Here is an 18,378-nt window from a genome sequence, read left to right as displayed (position 1 = left end):
TTTTTTATAAGTTTACCTGTATACCTGCTGTCATTACTCTTACCGGACCTGTGCCTGAGGAGAAGTTTTCTGGATCCATTCCTTCATAATCTGTTATTGTCAGTAAATTCTGTGCCTGTAGATAAACTCTCAGGTTACTAAGGCCAATCCTTTTTGCTGAAGGGGTGGGAAACGAATAATATAGTGATACGTTTTTAAGCCTTGCATAGCTCACTTCCTGATACCCCTTTTCATCATCAGATGTACTTCTTGCATTATTTGCCAGGAGTGAACCTGAACTAAAACGCTGTATGTCGGTTATATCACCCGGTTTCTGCCATCTTCGTTCAAATAGATATAGGGGTATATTGTTTAATCTGGTACCGGCAAGAGCCTGGAAACTTGGCTGAAGCCCTGTTTTGTTTGCAAACTGAAAAAAGACTTCCAGTTCAAAGTTTTTATAACTGAAATTATTCACAAAGCCCCCATAAAACTTAGGGGATAGATCTATATAAACTGTCCTATCTGCCTGGATCAAAGTCCGTTTGTCGGAAGTTTTTTCGCCAAACCTGTTATAAAAGACATTTAGACCGGTTTGAGGATCTACGCCACCAAATGGATAAACTTTAACAATTGAAATAGATTTTCCAACCACATAGCTATTGGCATAAGGCGAGCTTTCAAGATTTGGGTAGGATACGAGTTTGTTCTTTGGCAACGTAATGTTAAATGAAGACGACCATCTAAAGGCGTTACCCTTAATATTGACCGTGTTTAGTTCCAGTTCTAAACCGGTATTCTGCACAGTAGCCGGAAGATTAGCCGTAACCGACGTAAAACCTGTTATACTAGACAAAGGTAACCCTACCAGCTGGTTAGAAGACCTGTTACGATAATAGGTCGCATCCAATAAAATCCTATCTTTAAAGAAGCCTAAACTTAAACCAATATCTGTTTTTTGATTGGTTTCCCATTTATAATCTTCATTGGCCAGGCTGTTCGGGACCAAAGCGGTAAGGGGCCCCTTATATTGTGATGAAGGCAAGGATCTATATAAGCCCATATATCCGTAGTCTCCAATCCTGTCGCTGCCGGTCACTCCATGGCTGACCCTAAGTTTACCAAAACTTAAAAAACTCAGATTATTTTTGATCAGAGCTTCTTCTGAAAATATCCAAGCCGCAGCTGCAGAACCGAAATTGGCAAAAACATTTCCGCTGCCAAACCGGCTGGAACCGTCCCTCCTGCCGTTTAAACTTAAGATGTAGCGCTTATTGATATCATAATTTAAGCGTCCAAAGATCGCATTGTACTTATATTCCGAATACTCACTGCTTGTGGTAAATGTAGTTGCCGATTGCGGGTCCTGCATCAGTGCATCGTCGAGGTATCCAGTTGCATAGAGTACATTACCTTCCTGTTCCGTCTCCTGAAAGGTTGCACCCAGCAATGCAGTTAATCTACCTGGTCCAAGATTCCGTTCATAGGTGAGCTGCGGTTCAATATTGAGTGTTGTGGTACTGCGTTTACCAAAATCTGAAGCACGTGCGTTAGGGCCTGAAAAAGCAAACTGGGCAGGCCATTGTGAAGCCTCTGTTCTCAAATTTGTTGAGTTAAACTGAAACCTGCTGTACTGGGCAGTGGTTTTAAATAACATCCCTTTAATGATCCTGTAACCCAAGGTTCCATTGAACTGTGTATTAAATGATTTTCCCACATAGGGTGCATAAAGGATTGCTGCAATGGCATTGGAACCGGTTTCCCAGTTCAGTTTACCGTCAGGGGTCCAGAGGGTCTCGATCGGGGCCATTGTAACAGCCTTAGTTTTTAGGTCACCTGATACAGCGTTGTTATTTTCCAGGCCATAAGTACCTGAAAACTGGGCAATAAATTTCTCATTATCAGAATTATGGTCTATACTAAATCTTCCCGATATTTTTTTATCTGATTGATCGCCCGGAAAAATAGTCGTTTCCCTGTAGTAAGCTGTTCCCACAGAAAACCGGGTATTCTTATTACCTCCGGATATGTTAGCTTGTAAATTATTTATATGGCCCGTATTCCCCAGTAATTCATCCTGGAAATTGTTGTCACGCAAGGTGTCAAGCGTCCGCAGATCGCTCGCATTGGTTGCATTTGCCGGAGCTTTCCAGTCTAGGCCTTCATTTTTAAAAGCTTCATAACGCATATCAAGATATTGCCGCCGGTTAAGAACTTCCTGCATACGTCCTGCACGTACAATACCAGAAGAATAGTTCACACTGATCTGACTATCTCCCGCTTTCCCTTTTTTGGTCGTAATCAAAATTACACCGTTCGCTCCTCTCGATCCGTAGATTGCAGTAGCATCTGCATCTTTTAATACGCTGATGCTCTCTATATCATTTGGATTTAACACGTTAAATGGACTCGAACCCCCAGCTTGTGTAATTGTTGAAGCAGCACGGTTTCCAACTGTCATTGAATTGCTGAGAAAAGGTACACCGTCTATCAGAAATAACGGTTCATTTGAATTGTTCAAACTGTTTGCACCTCTCACCCTAACGGTAAAACCGCCCCCTGGGATGCCACTTTGCTGAACAATGTCCAGGCCGGGAACCCGCCCGATCAGGGCAGCCAATGGATTGGCTACAGGCTGTTTTTCTATCGTTGCTGCAGTGACCGTGCCAACAGAACCCGGATTTAACCTTTTACTTGTTGTACCATAGGCAATAACCTGTACCTCGTCAAGCTTTGATGGGATCTGATGGAGCACAACGACAATATCCGAAGCTGCCTTGATTTCCCTGCTGATATAGCCAACATAACTCACTACAAGGGTGGCACCCTCCTTTACATTTGGCAGATAGAAAGTACCGTTTTCATTTGTGCTCACCGACCCTCCCCCGCCTTTGACCGTAACGTTGGCTCCGCGCAAAGGATTACCCAGTGAGTCCACCACTTTTCCACGCACTTCAATGGCCTGGAAACGGGAAATAATTTTCTCAATAAAGGAGGGTTCTTCTCTTCTGATTACTGTAACCTGTTTATTCTCGAGGCGATAGGTCACAGGCTGGTTCTTGAAAATTGCTTTAAGTACTTCATCCAACTCAGCACCGTTCACTTCAATGCTAACAGGGCTGGTACCTTTCAGCATATTATTGGATACCAGAAAGCCATAGCCGCTCTGCTGACTGATCTTGATAAAGAGCTTGTTCAGCGGTATGCGTTTCTCGGACAGGGAAATCTTCTGGGCAAACGAAGTTGCACTCGCCTGAAGCAAACTGGCAAGTAAAATGATGGTGGTTAGCCGCATGATCAACAGGATTTTATGGACGTGTTTATAGCGTACGCCCTTTGTTTGGGTATAGTTCTTATACATTTAGTTTGGTTATTGACAAAATCTTAGCGGGCAAATGGAAGCCCTTCAACATTGCTTTAGTGCACAATATTGTCTAAGTTTGTTTGTCTGGTTTAGTTATGTTGATAGTTCTTCAAAAAATTACTGACCTGATCCGGGCATTGGCCAGTTGTGTTGCAATCACTTCTGGCCTTCTTTTTTTAAGGATCATGGTCTTGAGGGGTTACATTTTTACCATAATCCTCCTTCCTTCAACTTTTAAATATACTGACCGGGACGATTCGACGATTTTCATTACCCTGTTCAATGACCATGACCGCGGAAGCCTTCCGGTAAAGGTCTCATTGGTTATCGGACCTTCAAATTCGATATCCACATCATACCAGCGCGCAAACTGCCGCATTATAGTTTGGATATCCGCGTCCACAAAGTGAAAATATCCATCTTTCCATGCTACAGCCTCATCCACATCGGCATTTCTTTTCCGCAATGAAGCTGACGACCAGACAGCCTGTTGCCCAGGTTTTAGTAAAGTTTTTTGACCATTTGCAGTAACTTCAACCGAACCTTCCAGCAAAGTTGTCCGGATTGCATTTTCATTCCCATAAGCATTGACATCGAAATGGGTACCCAGAACTTCGACGGTCTGTCCGTTGGATTTTACCCGGAAGGGTCTTTTTGCAAGATGCGCCACCTGAAAATAAACCTCACCTGTAATCTCAACCTGCCTATCATTCGCTGTAAATGCGGTGGGATAAGTGATCGAAGAGGCTGCATTTAACCAGACTTCTGTTCCATCAGCCAGGGTCAAATGGTATTGCCCTCCACGGGGTGTGGTCATTGTATTGATCAGCACCTGTCCTGGGGCATGAGCAGCATGGCGGTCTTCATAAACCACCTGCCCGTCAGCGGTTTTTCTGATCAGGGTATTGTCCTGTTCGGCCAGTTCGCCGTTCTGGGTATCATCCAAAATGATTTCTTTATTTCCGGCCAACGTCAGTATAGCTTTATTTTTGCCCGCAGGGAAGTCCATCTGCTTTTTTTGAGAGGCGAGTTCTGTTACCGCTGGTTTACTCAGCATGAAATAACCACCCAGGAAGGTGCAGATCAGCACAGAGGCTGCAATAGCCCAGCGTATAGATGTTTTCATCCGTATCTTATTGGCAACTGGCATTAGCACCAGTTCCTGCTCAATCCTGGAACTAACCTGTCTAAACTCATCCTGCTTAACCTGCACGATGTATTCTTTAGAAAGGCCTTCTGTAAACAACGGATCACCATCAAAAGAATCATACCAGGCAATCAGTTCAGCCTGTTCCGGTCCAGAAATTTCGCCATGGTTATATCGGTACAATAAATCAATAATACGCTGTCGCTGCTGGTCCATTTTAACTTCTTTAATTGATAGTTCAAAAAATGGCATGATGGTGCTAGTCAGATTGAAAAAAAAATCAAAAAAAATCAAATTGTCGATAACATCGTTGATTTTATACATAAGGAGACACTATATTATTTATATACGCTGTAAGTAATTTTCCATGCAAAATGTTAAATTGCAGCCTTATATGCGAAGATATAGCTCAGCAGACTGGACAGACGACAAACTCCTGGATTTAATCCGGCAGGAAGATGACCGGGCTGCATTCGCGGAGCTATACGACCGGTATTGGGAAAAACTTGTAAATGTTTCTTTCCAGCGCCTGAAATCCAGGGAGCTGGCCAAAGAATTGGTTCAGGATCTTTTCGTAACCCTCTTCGTCAGGCGCAGGGAACTCAGGCCACAGTCTAGCTTGGAGGCTTATCTGATGACTGCTGTGCGCAATCAGGTATTTAGGAAATTTCATCTCCAGGCGTCCAATAATATCGGCCAGGCAAAATTAATTTCGGTCAAACAGGATATGCCTGAACTTCCAGATGAGCTGTTGGAAGCGAAAGAACTCAGGGTGAAAATTTATCAGGCCACCGAGCTATTGCCCGATAAGTGCCGAGAAGTGTTTATCCTGAGCCGCTTCGAGCAATTGTCCCATAAGGACATCGCTGAACAATTGAATATTTCGGTAAGCACTGTTAAGAAACATATTACCAAGGCACTAAGCATAATCCGCCACGAGATCAACGACCACCATCTGGATGTTTTTGCCTTCTGCTTCTTTATGGGGCTGACGGTCAAACTCTCGGTTTAAACAGTGGCGCCCTACAAACCGCAATGTCCTGGAACAATGAACGACTTTGCCCACCTCTCGTAAATTACCTGTTAGGATTATTGGAAACCGGATTAAAATTGAGCTCAACGGGCCGGTCTTGGTGACGGAGTTTTGCGGCCAGCCAAACCGGTTCACTGACTATTATAAGATTTCCGGCAACTTTGACTGGATATTCTAACCGGGCCTCAAATCTACCGCCCCTTACGATGTAATAATCATCGTTCCTTTTAAAGGAAAATGTATTCTCCGCTTTGGAGACCTGTGGGAAAATATATGAATCTTTTAATCTAATTTTCAATCTTTGCGGATTGATTTTAATTTCGTTCAACCCATGATTAATCACCTGCAGATGTAAATGTACTGTTGAGTCGAGCCGATAAAGCTTGAATTTGATAATCAAACCTCCGACAGAGATGATATTATTGTTAATGCGCACCTCCTCTGGATCGATGCGATGGTGCTGGTTCAACGAGGTTATGATGTCCTGCCTGATTTGAGTCCGGTTGTTTAATACATACGTTCTGATTCGCGGTTGTATAGCGAATTTTGACCGATAAGCGGAATATGCGTGCCTATCCACCTGAAATTTAACTTTGCCACCTGGCTGATTTATTTTCTTACCACCTGAGCTCAGGAAGTCCGTATTCAGATAATATGTCATATCAAGATCGCCTTTGTAATCTGTGGTTTCATATAGCTGCTCATTATGAACCGGCGAGAATTTAAAGGTTAATGTGGCATGTGAGTGCCCATCAATAACGTATCGATGATAACCAGTATCGATAACGTCGGATTTGATATCCGTACCTGTCATAATCTGAATATCACCTAGATTTACGGTAACTGGATCTGATGTATCATTATTTACAAGAATGCTTAAGAGAAGCGTGTCACCTGTGTTTTTAGCACGTAACTGATAGTCGCAGGTAACAGGAAAATTTGTGACAGTTAACGGCACGGTCTGGTAAATCAGCGGAAAAGCCTTGCTCAAAGCTGTCGATAGGCTGATCTTTTCCTGATGACTACAGGAAATGAACAGTATCGTTATAAAAATTAAAATGAGTGTTCGGGTCTTGTCCATCATCTAAGGGATTGGCATATTATGCAATGTGAAAAAAATAAAGGGGTGGTGGCCTGTTTACCATCACCCCGATGTTAAAATTTACAGGGTTGACCAGATGGAATAGCTATTGGCCGGTGCATTAATGGTAACTGTTTTGGCGCTGCTCGTAGTGAGTGTTCCGGTTACATTACCTGTATAATCTTTAATTCCGGCACTCGTCCAATTGGTGGTAACCGACCTTGATAATGACGAACCCGAATTGTTGATATAGATCACCAAACCTGGCGTTCCGCTCATTCTGGCGATATACTCATCGTTATCGGCATACAGAACTGTTGTGGTTCCGGCTGCAAGATTTCTGTTGATCCAGATCAGGTTATTGAGTTTGCTTTTGTCAAGCCATTCTTCATAATCACGATAAAACAGACATGGGGTGCCCTCATGTGCCATGATAAATGCATAAGCTGAAAGTTTGTTTGTGTAAATATTATTGATATCATGATTGGCCACAAATGTTACTGCCTTGCTGGGGTTTGATTTACAGAGCATGGCATAGGTACTCAACGCAGTAAGATTGTTGTTGATGAAGGCCTCCTCAAGTGCATAATAGCAGGGAAAATCGAAGGCGCTGGTTGTATTTCCTTCGCCAATGATCCAATTTTGGATCGTCGTAACGTTACTGTTCCAATACTCGGCTACTGAAAATCCACCTGCAGCGGCGATCCAGTTTTTAACAACCCAAGAGTGGAATCCGGGTACGAAATCGAATCTCCAGCCGTCATATCCCATTGCCTTATAAGTTTGGGCAATGGAATTTGAGTTACCGTAACACCAGCCCTGTACATAAGGGTTAGCATGGCAAAGGTCTACATAAGAACTGAAAGTCCCCTCATCGGCTGTTTCAAATGTGCTTGGATGAAAATCATTATAGCCACGGTTAAACAGGCCGGATGCCGGAAGAAAGGAAGTATTTGTGGTGCCTCCCGTATTTGGATTGGCCTGCGCAGCGCCTCCACCGTTATGGTTCATCACAATGTCTGCGTAAACCTGCAGGCCGGCCCCGTGGGCTGCTGTAATTAAATTAGTTAATTCAGTTTTTGAGCCGTATCTGGTTTCAGTTGTGCTTTTTTGATTGAAATTCCCAAAATCAAAATAATCATAAGGGTCATAACCTACTGAATTTGGACCGCTTTCACATTTAGTGGAGGGTGGAAGCCATACCGCGGTAATCCCGGCGCTGCCCCAGGAGGCGACTTTTCCCTGCAGTACACCCCACCAGGTTCCTCCCGTGGGCACATTCCAATAAAAGCCCTGAATCATCACAGACTTTCCGGGAATCAAGGCAAGACTCGAAACATCAAACTGTTCGGATTTGTCGGCAACCAATTTCATTTGGGGTGAAGGCACTTCACTTTTCCGACAGGATCCAAGGATGGCAATAAACAGGATAAACAATCCCGTGTTTCGAATCGTAGACACGCTTTTTGTAAAAGCGATTTTTGGTAAGCAAGCATACTTTCTCATAATAATCTGGTTTAATTGGTTAGTAAAAAATGTATATCAATTGCTAGAATTGCAATTTCTGTACAGGTAAATAAATTCTATATCGGTTATTTTGACAGACACGGTTAACGGCATTTTAAACTCTTGGAATATAATTATGATCAACGATGCGCCACACGTTATAACCAACTCAATTACAATATTTTAAATAGATTCATTCTCAAAATTCCGGCAATAACAAGCCTAAGGTCCTTTGCTGAACCATTCATTTTTATTGCAAGAAGTTTTAGTGGAATGACTATATCGGCCAGGCGAACGCGATCAATTTGACATTGCCCAAATCCATTTATTTAGGGGTTGCCTTCGTCCGAATGATGCCGTACCGGCGATGCTTTTAACCCAAGGATAAACCCCGTGGGACTCATATCAAACTGCCGCTGAAAGTCACGCGAAAAATTGGCGTGTGAAGGATATCCGATCATAAAGGCGACCTCATTCACTTTATAAGTACCTTCCGCGAGCAGTTCTGCTGCTTTTTTAAGTCGGGTTAAATTGATCAGTTCATTTGGGGTCATATCGGAAAGACTCTTGATCTTCCGGTAGAGTGTCGGACGGCTCATGTTCATCAGGCTGGAGAGTTTTTCGACATCCAAAGCAGTATCGAGGATATTACTTTCAATCATTTTGTTGAATTTTGTTAAAAAATCAGCGTCGGCCTTGGAACTTGCAATTCCCTTGATATGCGCAAGGGGGGCATGCGCAAAATAATTTTTTAACCGGTTCCTGTTACTCAACAGGCTGTTCATTTGAGCGATCAGGTGGCTAAATGAAAAAGGTTTTTCGATATAGGCATCAGCACCAACATCCAGCCCTTGTATTTTGGAGGTGAGTGAATTTTTTGCGGTTAACAGGATTATCGGTACATGACAGTACAGCAGATCAGTTTTCATCCGCTTGCACAGCTCAATGCCATCCATTACCGGCATCATAATATCGCTGATCACCAGGTGAATATTCTCTTTATCGAGTACATCGAGTGCTTCCGTTCCGTTTTCAGCTTTGATAATGGTATAATTTAAACTTAGCTCATTGAACATATAGTTTAAAATATCCCTGTTATCCTCAACCAATAATACAGTGAATTTAAAAGCGTCTGAAGAACCGCTTATCTCCTGTCTCGGGGATTCCGGCACCTGCAGGAGTTCTTCCCGGTCTCCGATGTGTAATTCCTGTTCTTGGTGCATGGGTATTGAAACCCTGAATATATTGGTAACTTCTGTGGTTCTGAGTGAAATATTTCCTTTATGTAAAAGTGCGAGCGACCTGGCGAGGGGCAGTCCAATCCCCGTTCCGGTTTCGCTCTCGGTTTCCTTTATCCGAAAAAATGGCTCAAAAATTTTCTCAAGGTATCTGTCCGGGATGATAAAACCATCATTCTGGATTTCAATATTAAAAACCTCATCTTCCGTATTTAACGGCATCAACTTTACTTTCACAACGCTTGAAGCATATTTTACGGCATTGTTGATCAGGTTTACAAAAATTTTCTTCAATGCCTCGCGGTCGACATAGGCATTGACCGTAATGAGCTTTGGCACCTCTACCTGATAATCTATCCCCTTAGACTGAGCATGAAGTTTAAAGTCATCGTACACCTCATTCAACAGTTCATTGATATCTGTTTTTGTAAAGGTCAGCCTGAAACTATTGGCCTCGGTTTTACGGAAATCCAGAAGCTGATCTGTCAGATCGATTAATCTGTCTGTATTTTTTTGGATCATGGCTAAGCTTAAGTTTAAATTGGGATGATCGTATATTTCGTTTATTATTTTTTCAAGCGGCATTTTGATCAGGGTAAGCGGTGTCCTAAGTTCGTGTGCGATATTGGTAAAAAATTCTATCTTGGCGCTGTAGATTTCCCGCTCCGTTTTCATTTTGATCGTTTCGATCCTTCTTTTGTTTTTTTCGCTGAGTGCAAGGGCGTTGTAACGGTAAATGATAAACAGTATCCCCCCGGCCAAAAGTGCATAAAACAGATATGCCCATACCGTTTTCCAAAAAGGCGGCCGGATGGTGATCAACATTGTTCGTTCATCTCTGTTCCAGAGACCATCATTGTTCGACCCTTTAACCCTGAACAGGTAATCACCCGGCGGCAGGTTGGTATAATAAATTTTTCGTTTCGCAGTCAGTTCAACCCAGGTACTGTCTATCCCATCCATTTTATACCGGTAATGGTTACTCTTTGGAGAGATATAGCTTAACGAGGCCACATCGAGGGTTATATTTGCAAGATCATACGGCAAAACCAGTTTTTTGGTGTGAATAACTGAAAGCCTAAGAGGCCCACTTGTACTGGCAACTACATCTTTATTATTGATCTGTAAAGAAGTGATATAAACGGGTGGGACAAAATTATTCTTTACGATCGTTTCCGGTCTGAAGCTGATCATGCCCCGGAGTGTTCCAAAATACATCGTACCATCTAAGTCTTTAAAAGAAGAATTGAAATTAAACTGCTCGGTGGGCAGTCCATCGGTGGTATGATAAGCGGTAAAGGTATTGTCCCTGGGATTAAAGCGGGCCAGTCCCTTGCCGGTAGCGATCCATAAAAAACCATAACTATCCTCTAATATACGGAAGGTTCGTGCATCGGGAAGTCCCTCTTTAAGACCAAAATTCCTGAATATCTTTGTGCGTGGATTAAACCGGCTGAGCCCTCCTTCTGTACAAAACCAAATGCTGCCTTTACTGTCCTCAAAAATTCCATTTACGTCCTTACTTAAAAGTCCCTGATCTTTTTTCGCAGAGTAGTTGAGCTGCCCGGAAACCCCGGTTTCAGTATTCCGGTAAAGTATACCAAAACCGTAGGTACATGCCCAAAGTGTTCCGTCTGCAGACTCATGAATAGCCTGCAGATAGCGGTTGAAAAAAGGAACGGGAGCAAAGTTGTCCTTTTTCCGGTCATATCTGATCAAACCTGAACCTGTTCCGGCCAATATCTCCCCTTTTCTGGTCCTGTAAATGGTAATGATAAAATTATCGGTTATTCCACTCTTATGGTCCTCCTTTCTGTAACGGCGTATTACTTTACGGGTCTTCAGGTCCATCAGGTCCAGACCTCTGGAAGAAGTCCCGATCCACAGCCTATCACCATCTGCAAGTAGTCCCTGAATATTTTTGTAACCGATAAAGCCTTTTTTTTCGCTTGGAATAAAATGACTGAAGAGACCTGTTTTCAGATCGAGACTGTTAAGGCCGGCATCTTCGGTACCGATCCAAAGGTTATTAAATCCTTCCCTTGTAATTTCATGGATTACGTTGCCGCTCAGGCTGTTTTTACCGGGCTGTGGAAAGTATTTTGTAAAATTCTGATACTGGCTGTGGTTATAATTGATACCTCCGTCAAAAGTACCGATCCAGTTGCCGCCTTCTTTGTCCCTGTAAATGGCCCGTATACCGTCATCGGCCAGTGCATATGGGTCTGTGTAACTTTTGCGCAGGTGCTGAACGCTCTTACTGGCTATGTTTACAATAAAAACACCACTTTCGGTTGCTAACCAAAATTCGGTTGCTCCCGACTGGAATATCGAATAAGTAAAAATATATCTGTTGCCATTTCCGGCAGAAAACAGTTCATTTACTTTTCCTCTCCTGTAGTTATAATGGTAAGCGCGGGCGCTATCGCAAACGATCAGAGCAGAATCCCCAACAGGCAGGATGCGCATAGCAAAAAGCGGTTTTTTACTTAAGCCTATCCTGGGCATTGGCACATCGGTAAAAGCGCCACTTTTTTTATCAAAGCGTTTAACCTGGCCGCTACTGGTCGTTATCCATGGATTTCCCGTTTTATCTATGATAAGTGACCTGGCCTGATTGTTCTTTAAATTATGGATAACTGCTTTTTCATTTGATTTGTCATAACTATAGATGGTCCAATCTGAAATGACCCACAACTTTCCGTTCTGTCCCTTTTTTATAAAGGTGGCATTTCCGGGTGGAATATTTTTCAGTGGAGTGAAATCTTCCTTTTTTTCGTCGTAGGCGAATATCCCGTTCGCTGTTCCCACATATAGCTTATCAGCCTCACACAAGCTTACTATTCTATTACTGCCCAGACTCTGTGAATCGGTGGGATTATTAAGAAAAACCTTGAAAGTGGATCCATCAAAACGGTTGAGCCCGTTTGGCGTACCAAACCACATGAAACCGTTTTTATCCTGGCATATACTACCAACAGTATTGCTTGACAGGCCATCTTCAATCTGGTACCGCTTAAAATAATAACTGCTCTTCTGGCTGTAGCCAAAAAAAGGAAACAAGAGGAGCAGAAAAAGCATACATGTGTTTTTCAAGATTAATATCGGCTAGAGGATCAGGTTATATTTGGTTTCCTAAATATAGGACTATAAATAACTGATCTCAAAGACCATTTCTTTTTTGAGACGATTTGGATACATTTTGATTACAGGGGGAAAGATTGATAGCAATAAATGATATTACTTCGTACTGTCAATTTTTGAACGTGCACAGGTCATCTGATTATCGATAACCTACAGCGATTCTGAAATCCAAAACAAATGACCAGATATATGATAACTGAAGTTAATACCCCGGCATGTTTCCCTCTGCACTTGCTTCCCCCTCCCAGCACTTAACATGCAGAATAGGATCAAATACTAAACGGATACAATCATTAAAATTTATGACCAACCAAATATAAATGAAGACAATTTTACAACATGGTAAACTACCAATAAAACGGGCAGGCTACACGCCTAAAATAATCCTTCTGGCATTCCTGACCACCTTTTCGTTCTTGCAGACTGATGCTAAAGCAAAACCGGCCGCAATATCTGCAAAGGTAATGGAAGCAATGGAAATGAACGTCACGGGCAAAATTTCTGACGAAACCGGGCAGGGTATACCCGGGGTTAACGTTAAAATAAAGGGCACCACCACCAGCGTGTTCAGTGACGACAAGGGTAACTATAGCATCATGGTGCCCCAGGATAATTCAGTACTTATTTTTTCTTATGTGGGCTATGTGACCCAGGAATTCCCCTTAAACGGAAAGTCCCTGCTGAATATCAGGCTTGTTGCGGACAATAAATCCCTGAACGAGGTTGTTGTTATCGGATATGGAAGCCAGCGTGAGAAAGAAATCAGCAGTACGATCACCCACATTGCCGCTAAAGACCTCTCTACCGTAGGTGGAAACAATGCATTGATGTCTCTGCAGGGCAAGGTTGCAGGCCTCTCTATCAACAATTCGGCAACTGCAGACCCCAATAACGGACCTAGTATACAACTGCGCGGGGTATCATCGCGCAGCGCGGGACTAGGGCCTTTGTATGTAATCGATGGCATACCCGGGGGCAATATTGATAATCTAAACCAAGTCGACATTTCCTCAATTGATGTCCTAAAAGGTGGCGCCGCATCAGCAATATACGGTACCAGGGGCAGTAACGGGGTAATATTAGTGACGACCAAAAAAGGTTCATCAACTGAACAGACCAATTACACCAACTATTTTTCGTTTGATGTTCCCAAAAATTCCCTGAAGGTGCTATCAAAAGAAGACTATCTGGCAAACAAACTGGGAACCGACTACAAAGGCGATACGGATTGGATGGATGCAGTTCAGCGCGATTATTCGTTTGGGCAACGCCACACTCTTTCGGTATCTGGCGGCAACGGCCGAACCAATTATTATCTTTCGGGCGATTACCGGAATGCAAATGGAATTGATCTCAGGTCATCAAAAATGGAATACGGGATGAGGGCCAACATCACCCATACGCCAGCCAGTAACCTATACACCCTTAGTTTCAGCATTGCCCCCCGGTTTCTTCACTCCAATAACAGTGATAGGAGCTGGTTTGCACAGGCATTAACCCTTAACCCCACTGAACCTATTCTAAATCCAACCAATCCCAACCTGTATTACCGTACTATCGCCGGGCTAACTTCACCATTCAACCCAGTTGAAGCCTCTAAAGTCAACCTGTCGGGTACTGATGGAAAGTATTTGGACTGGAGCGGTTCTGCCAAACTGAATATTCTGTCCAACTGGGATACACAGCTGACCCTGAGCCAGTCGAACAGAAGTTTTTTCGATTTTAATTTCAGTCCTTCCACCAATACACAGATCGTGGCTACAAACGGCGGAAGAAGTACAGCAAGCCGAAACTATAGTGTAGATGATACCAAAAACCTGGAATGGATCACCAATTATTCTCTGAAAATCCAGAAGCACAACCTGAAACTGCTCGGCGGTTATTCCTATTCCTATTTCAATAACCAGGGACTGAACGGATCCAATTCACAGTTCCCATCAGACGTGTTCACTTATAATAATCTTGGCGCTGGTATTTATAACTTGGTAGCAGGCCAGAATAACGTTGGCAGTACCCAAGGGGACTCCCGTCTAATTTCATTTTTTGGGCGTCTGAACTATAGTTTTGCCGATGAAGTATTTTTATCTGCGAGTCTGCGCCATGAAGGATCTTCAAAATTCGGCGAAAACCGCAAATGGGGAAATTTCCCAGCAGTGTCAGCTGCCTGGGATATCACCCAACGGCCATTTATGAAAAACATCAGGTGGATCGATAACCTAAAAATCCGCGCTGATTACGGGGTAACAGGCAATCAGGATTTTGCCAACTATCAGTCTTTAGATACTTATGGCGGATATGGCTATTACCAATATAACGGTGTCTATTATCAGGTCTACGGACCGAACAACAACACCAATTATGACCTTCACTGGGAAAAGTCCGTCAACTATAACGCCGGTATCGACTTTAGTCTTTTCAAGCACCGCCTGAGTGGAAGTATCAACTATTACATCCGTAAAAACCAGGATTTATTAGGGACATACAATGTACCCTTACCACCAAACGTACAGGGTACCATCTTTTCAAATGTAGGTTCTATGGAAAATTCGGGTATTGAGCTACAGCTAACCGGCACTATCATCCGCAAAAAAGACTTTAGCTATGAGGCCTCGTTTGCAGGATCAACGCTAGAAAACAAGTTTGTTTCGTTTTCTAACGACACTTACCGCGGTCAGAGTTTCGTAGATGGCGCGGGGCTTCCCGCACCGGGCAATCCCGGCAATACCCAAAGATTGCAGGAAGGAAAACGGATCGGCAGCTTTTATATGCTTAAATCGGCCGGAGTTGACGATCAGGGCAGATTGCTGGTTTACAATGCAGCAGGAAATATTATTCCGGGAAATACGGCCAATGCCAATGACAGGCAGTTTGTGGGCAATGGCCTGCCAAAATTTACTGCAAGTTTGGGCAACACTTTTAATTATAAGAAATTTGACCTGTCGGTGTATTTCAGGGGCGTGTTTGGTTACCAGATTTTCAACACCAATGCATTCTACATCGGTACTCCAGCCACTAAAGCATCGAATCTGCTCAGCACAGCGTATACCGATGAAAAATATTCGAAGTTAACCAATCCAGTTACCCTTGCTGTTGCTTCTGACTACTTTCTGGAACCTGGTGATTTTGTGAAACTGGATAATGTGACCTTTGGCTATACCTGGAATATCAACAAAAAATACATCAAGTCGGTAAGGTTTTACCTGACCGGAAGAAATCTTGGAACTTTCACCAAATATAAGGGTGAAGATCCGGAGGTTACGCCGACCAATGGCTTATATCCAGGCGTAAATGCCACCTTAAGTTATTATGCACAGACCCGTCAATACCTGGGTGGTCTTCAAGTAGGTTTTTAATCTTAACGATGAACTCAAAATGAAAAGATATTATAAAGTAATTACTGTAGTCAGCATCTTCACGGCTTTGTTATTCAATAGCTGCACTAAACTGGAAGAAAAACCATATAGCGTGATAACTTCAAAAAGCTTCCTTCAGACCAAGGATGATGTAATCAGGGACTTCTTACGATCGTTTGAACATGGCTATTATTCTATTCAAACTACATTTCCCCTTCAGGAAGATGCCTCGGATGAAATGATCACGCCTAATCGGCAGGGCGACTGGTTTGATGGTGGAACTTACCAGCGGCTTCACTACCATACCTGGACCTCGAATGAAAGCTGGCTGCCTGACTGCTGGAACATCATGTACCAGGGCATCACACTGGCGACAAACTCAATGGAAGACATAGAAGCGATCGATCCGGCTAAATTTGGAATGAGCCAGGCAGAAAAGGATGATTTTTTAGCTGAGCTACGTGTGCACCGTGCCTGGTTTTACATCCGTTTGCTCGATATGTTCCGCAATGTAGAGATCATTACCAAAGTCAAAGGAGAAAACTTAGGCACTACGCAGTCCACGCCGCAGGAAACTTTTTCATTTATAGAAAACGAACTGTTGCAAGCGATTCCAAATATCCCCACAAATACAACCCTTGGAGTGAACGGCCTTGGCCGCTGGACAAAGGGAGCAGCTGCATCACTCCTGGCAAGGTTATATCTGAATGCCAAAGTATATACAGGTACGGATAAATTCGCACAGTGTGCCACAGTATCCCAAGACATTATTGATGGTAAGTATGGAACTTACGCCTTAGATACCAGATGGGATGCACCTTTTGATTACACAAACGGTACATCAAAGGAAAGCATTTTCGCCTTTCCGACAACTTTCGGATATACACACTGGCAATACACAAGTGGTATGTATTTTTGGATGTACCCGGCAAATACCTACCTGTATTTTAACTTTACAGACTATGGAACCAACAATGCAAAATATTCGCTTTCACCAGGCCGGGATGTGGATGGAAATGAACTTCCGTATGCATTGGGCAAACCTTTTGTAAAGTTTCAGAAATATCCGGATGACGTAAGGCTTAAACTCTATAAGAATCTTGGGAACAGTGCCCGTGAAGGAATGTTTTTGTTCGGAAACCTACCTTATAAAAATGCGAGCGGGGCAACTGTCAATGTCCAGGGGACAAAAGGATACCCGTTGTATATCCGCGACGCAGTTGGTTACTTTTTGGCACTCCCTGCCGGGACTGTTCCTACGGATAAAGAGTCTAACATGAACCATGCGGATCAGAACTCAGGTATTTTACCTGTGAAATACCCATGGTATCCATCGAGTGACCCTAATAAAATAGCTTCAAATTATGCCGAAATCCGTCTTGCTGAGATTTATTATATGCTGGCTGAATGTAAGTACCGGGCTGGCGACAAGGCAGGGGCATCGGTATTATTGAACGCTGTACGTTCGAGATATTACCCTACAAATTCACCAAGTTTGTACAAGCTGGACGGGAGCAGTCTTAACGATCAGGAAATGATTGATGAATGGGGACGCGAGTTTGTAGTCGAAGGGCGAAGGAGAACAGATCTTATCCGTTGGGGCGTTTTCAATACAGGAACATGGTGGGATAAAAAACCTGATGCAGATAACCATACGCAGATTATTCCCATCCCACTATCGGTTATGAATATTAACCCGCAGCTTAAACAAAATCCGGGCTATTAATCTTTTAAGACCATCCCCTATTTACCATACTTTATATTTGTACTGCCTAAATTCGGCAGTACAGATATTTATGACTTTAAAAACGTATTTCCCAAATTCCACTCATGAAAAAGCATTTCTTCCTTTATCTTTTTTTATTTTTCTGCTCCTTTAGTTTATATGCGCAGACCCAGCCAAATTTCTATAACGATGTTAAAACGATAAAGAATTACGATAAAATGTTTCAGCAGCCGCCAAATCCTATTTTATTTGTGGGCAGCTCATCGATCAGAAAATGGGAACATCTCCAACAGGCATTCGGTACCTACAATGTGATGAACCGCGGAATTGGCGGGGCAGTGATAGACGACATTACTTTTTATCTTAACGATATTGTATTCCCTTACAAACCAAGGCAGATTGTGCTATATGTTGGCGAAAATGATGTAATATCAAATATTGCCACTGCTGATACCATTTTAAACAGAACCATTAGGCTTTACAAAGGGATAAGAAGCAGGTTACCAGAAGTACCGATAGTATATATTGCATTAAAACCAAGCCCATCGCGAGACAAATTTATGGCTAAGGCAATAAATGCCAACCGCTTAATCAGGGAATATCTTTCTCATGAGAAGAATACAGCTTTTGTGGATATATTTTCGCCAATGCTCAAAGAAGGTAAATCACGGCCCGAGCTGTTTGTCGGCGATATGTTGCACATGAACCAACAGGGTTATGATATTTGGGAGAAGGCACTTAAACCCTATCTTGATTTAAATTGAAATCAAAGCGCTCATCAAAATATTAAATGTAGTATTAACCGAT

General features: G+C 42.9%; 9 protein-coding genes. 4 read left to right on the top strand and 5 right to left on the bottom strand.

Annotation, left to right across the window (positions count from 1 at the left end):
* Positions 1-4 precede the first annotated feature (4 nt).
* Positions 5-3,340, bottom strand: coding sequence for a SusC/RagA family TonB-linked outer membrane protein (locus R2R28_RS23650; RefSeq protein WP_316828126.1), 3,336 nt, complete (start codon positions 3,338-3,340; stop codon positions 5-7).
* A gap of 202 nt (positions 3,341-3,542) precedes the next feature.
* Positions 3,543-4,742, bottom strand: coding sequence for a FecR family protein (locus R2R28_RS23645; RefSeq protein ID WP_316828125.1), 1,200 nt, complete (start codon positions 4,740-4,742; stop codon positions 3,543-3,545).
* Between the two features lie 115 nt (positions 4,743-4,857).
* On the opposite strand from R2R28_RS23645, the gene R2R28_RS23640 reads away from it, so the two are divergent.
* Positions 4,858-5,502, top strand: a complete 645-nt coding sequence (locus R2R28_RS23640; RefSeq protein WP_316828124.1) for an RNA polymerase sigma-70 factor — start codon at positions 4,858-4,860, stop codon at positions 5,500-5,502.
* Positions 5,503-5,566: 64 nt separating this feature from the next.
* Here the strand turns inward: R2R28_RS23640 and R2R28_RS23635 are convergent, their stop codons facing one another.
* The 3 genes from R2R28_RS23635 to R2R28_RS23625 form a co-directional block, all read right to left on the bottom strand.
* On the bottom strand, positions 5,567-6,607 hold the full coding sequence (locus R2R28_RS23635; protein ID WP_316828123.1) for a hypothetical protein: 1,041 nt from the start codon (positions 6,605-6,607) through the stop codon (positions 5,567-5,569).
* Positions 6,608-6,685: 78 nt separating this feature from the next.
* Complete coding sequence (locus R2R28_RS23630) at positions 6,686-8,065, bottom strand: alpha-amylase (RefSeq protein ID WP_316828122.1); 1,380 nt, start codon at positions 8,063-8,065, stop codon at positions 6,686-6,688.
* Between the two features lie 374 nt (positions 8,066-8,439).
* Positions 8,440-12,429, bottom strand: coding sequence for a two-component regulator propeller domain-containing protein (locus R2R28_RS23625; protein ID WP_316828121.1), 3,990 nt, complete (start codon positions 12,427-12,429; stop codon positions 8,440-8,442).
* Positions 12,430-12,812: 383 nt separating this feature from the next.
* Between R2R28_RS23625 and R2R28_RS23620 the strand changes: the two genes are divergently transcribed.
* From R2R28_RS23620 to R2R28_RS23610, 3 genes are all read left to right on the top strand, one after another.
* Entirely contained in the window at positions 12,813-15,845 is a 3,033-nt protein-coding gene (locus R2R28_RS23620; protein ID WP_316828120.1) for a SusC/RagA family TonB-linked outer membrane protein, read from the top strand.
* A gap of 19 nt (positions 15,846-15,864) precedes the next feature.
* The gene (locus R2R28_RS23615) at positions 15,865-17,571 is read left to right on the top strand and encodes a RagB/SusD family nutrient uptake outer membrane protein (protein ID WP_316828119.1); all 1,707 of its coding nucleotides are present in this window, start codon (positions 15,865-15,867) and stop codon (positions 17,569-17,571) included.
* 104 nt (positions 17,572-17,675) lie between these two features.
* On the top strand, positions 17,676-18,335 hold the full coding sequence (locus tag R2R28_RS23610) for a GDSL-type esterase/lipase family protein (protein WP_316828118.1): 660 nt from the start codon (positions 17,676-17,678) through the stop codon (positions 18,333-18,335).
* Positions 18,336-18,378 lie beyond the last annotated feature (43 nt).

Source organism: Pedobacter miscanthi (genome assembly GCF_032678605.1).
GTDB classification, from domain to species: domain Bacteria; phylum Bacteroidota; class Bacteroidia; order Sphingobacteriales; family Sphingobacteriaceae; genus Pedobacter; species Pedobacter miscanthi_A.
This window is presented reverse-complemented; position numbering and strand designations above follow the sequence as displayed.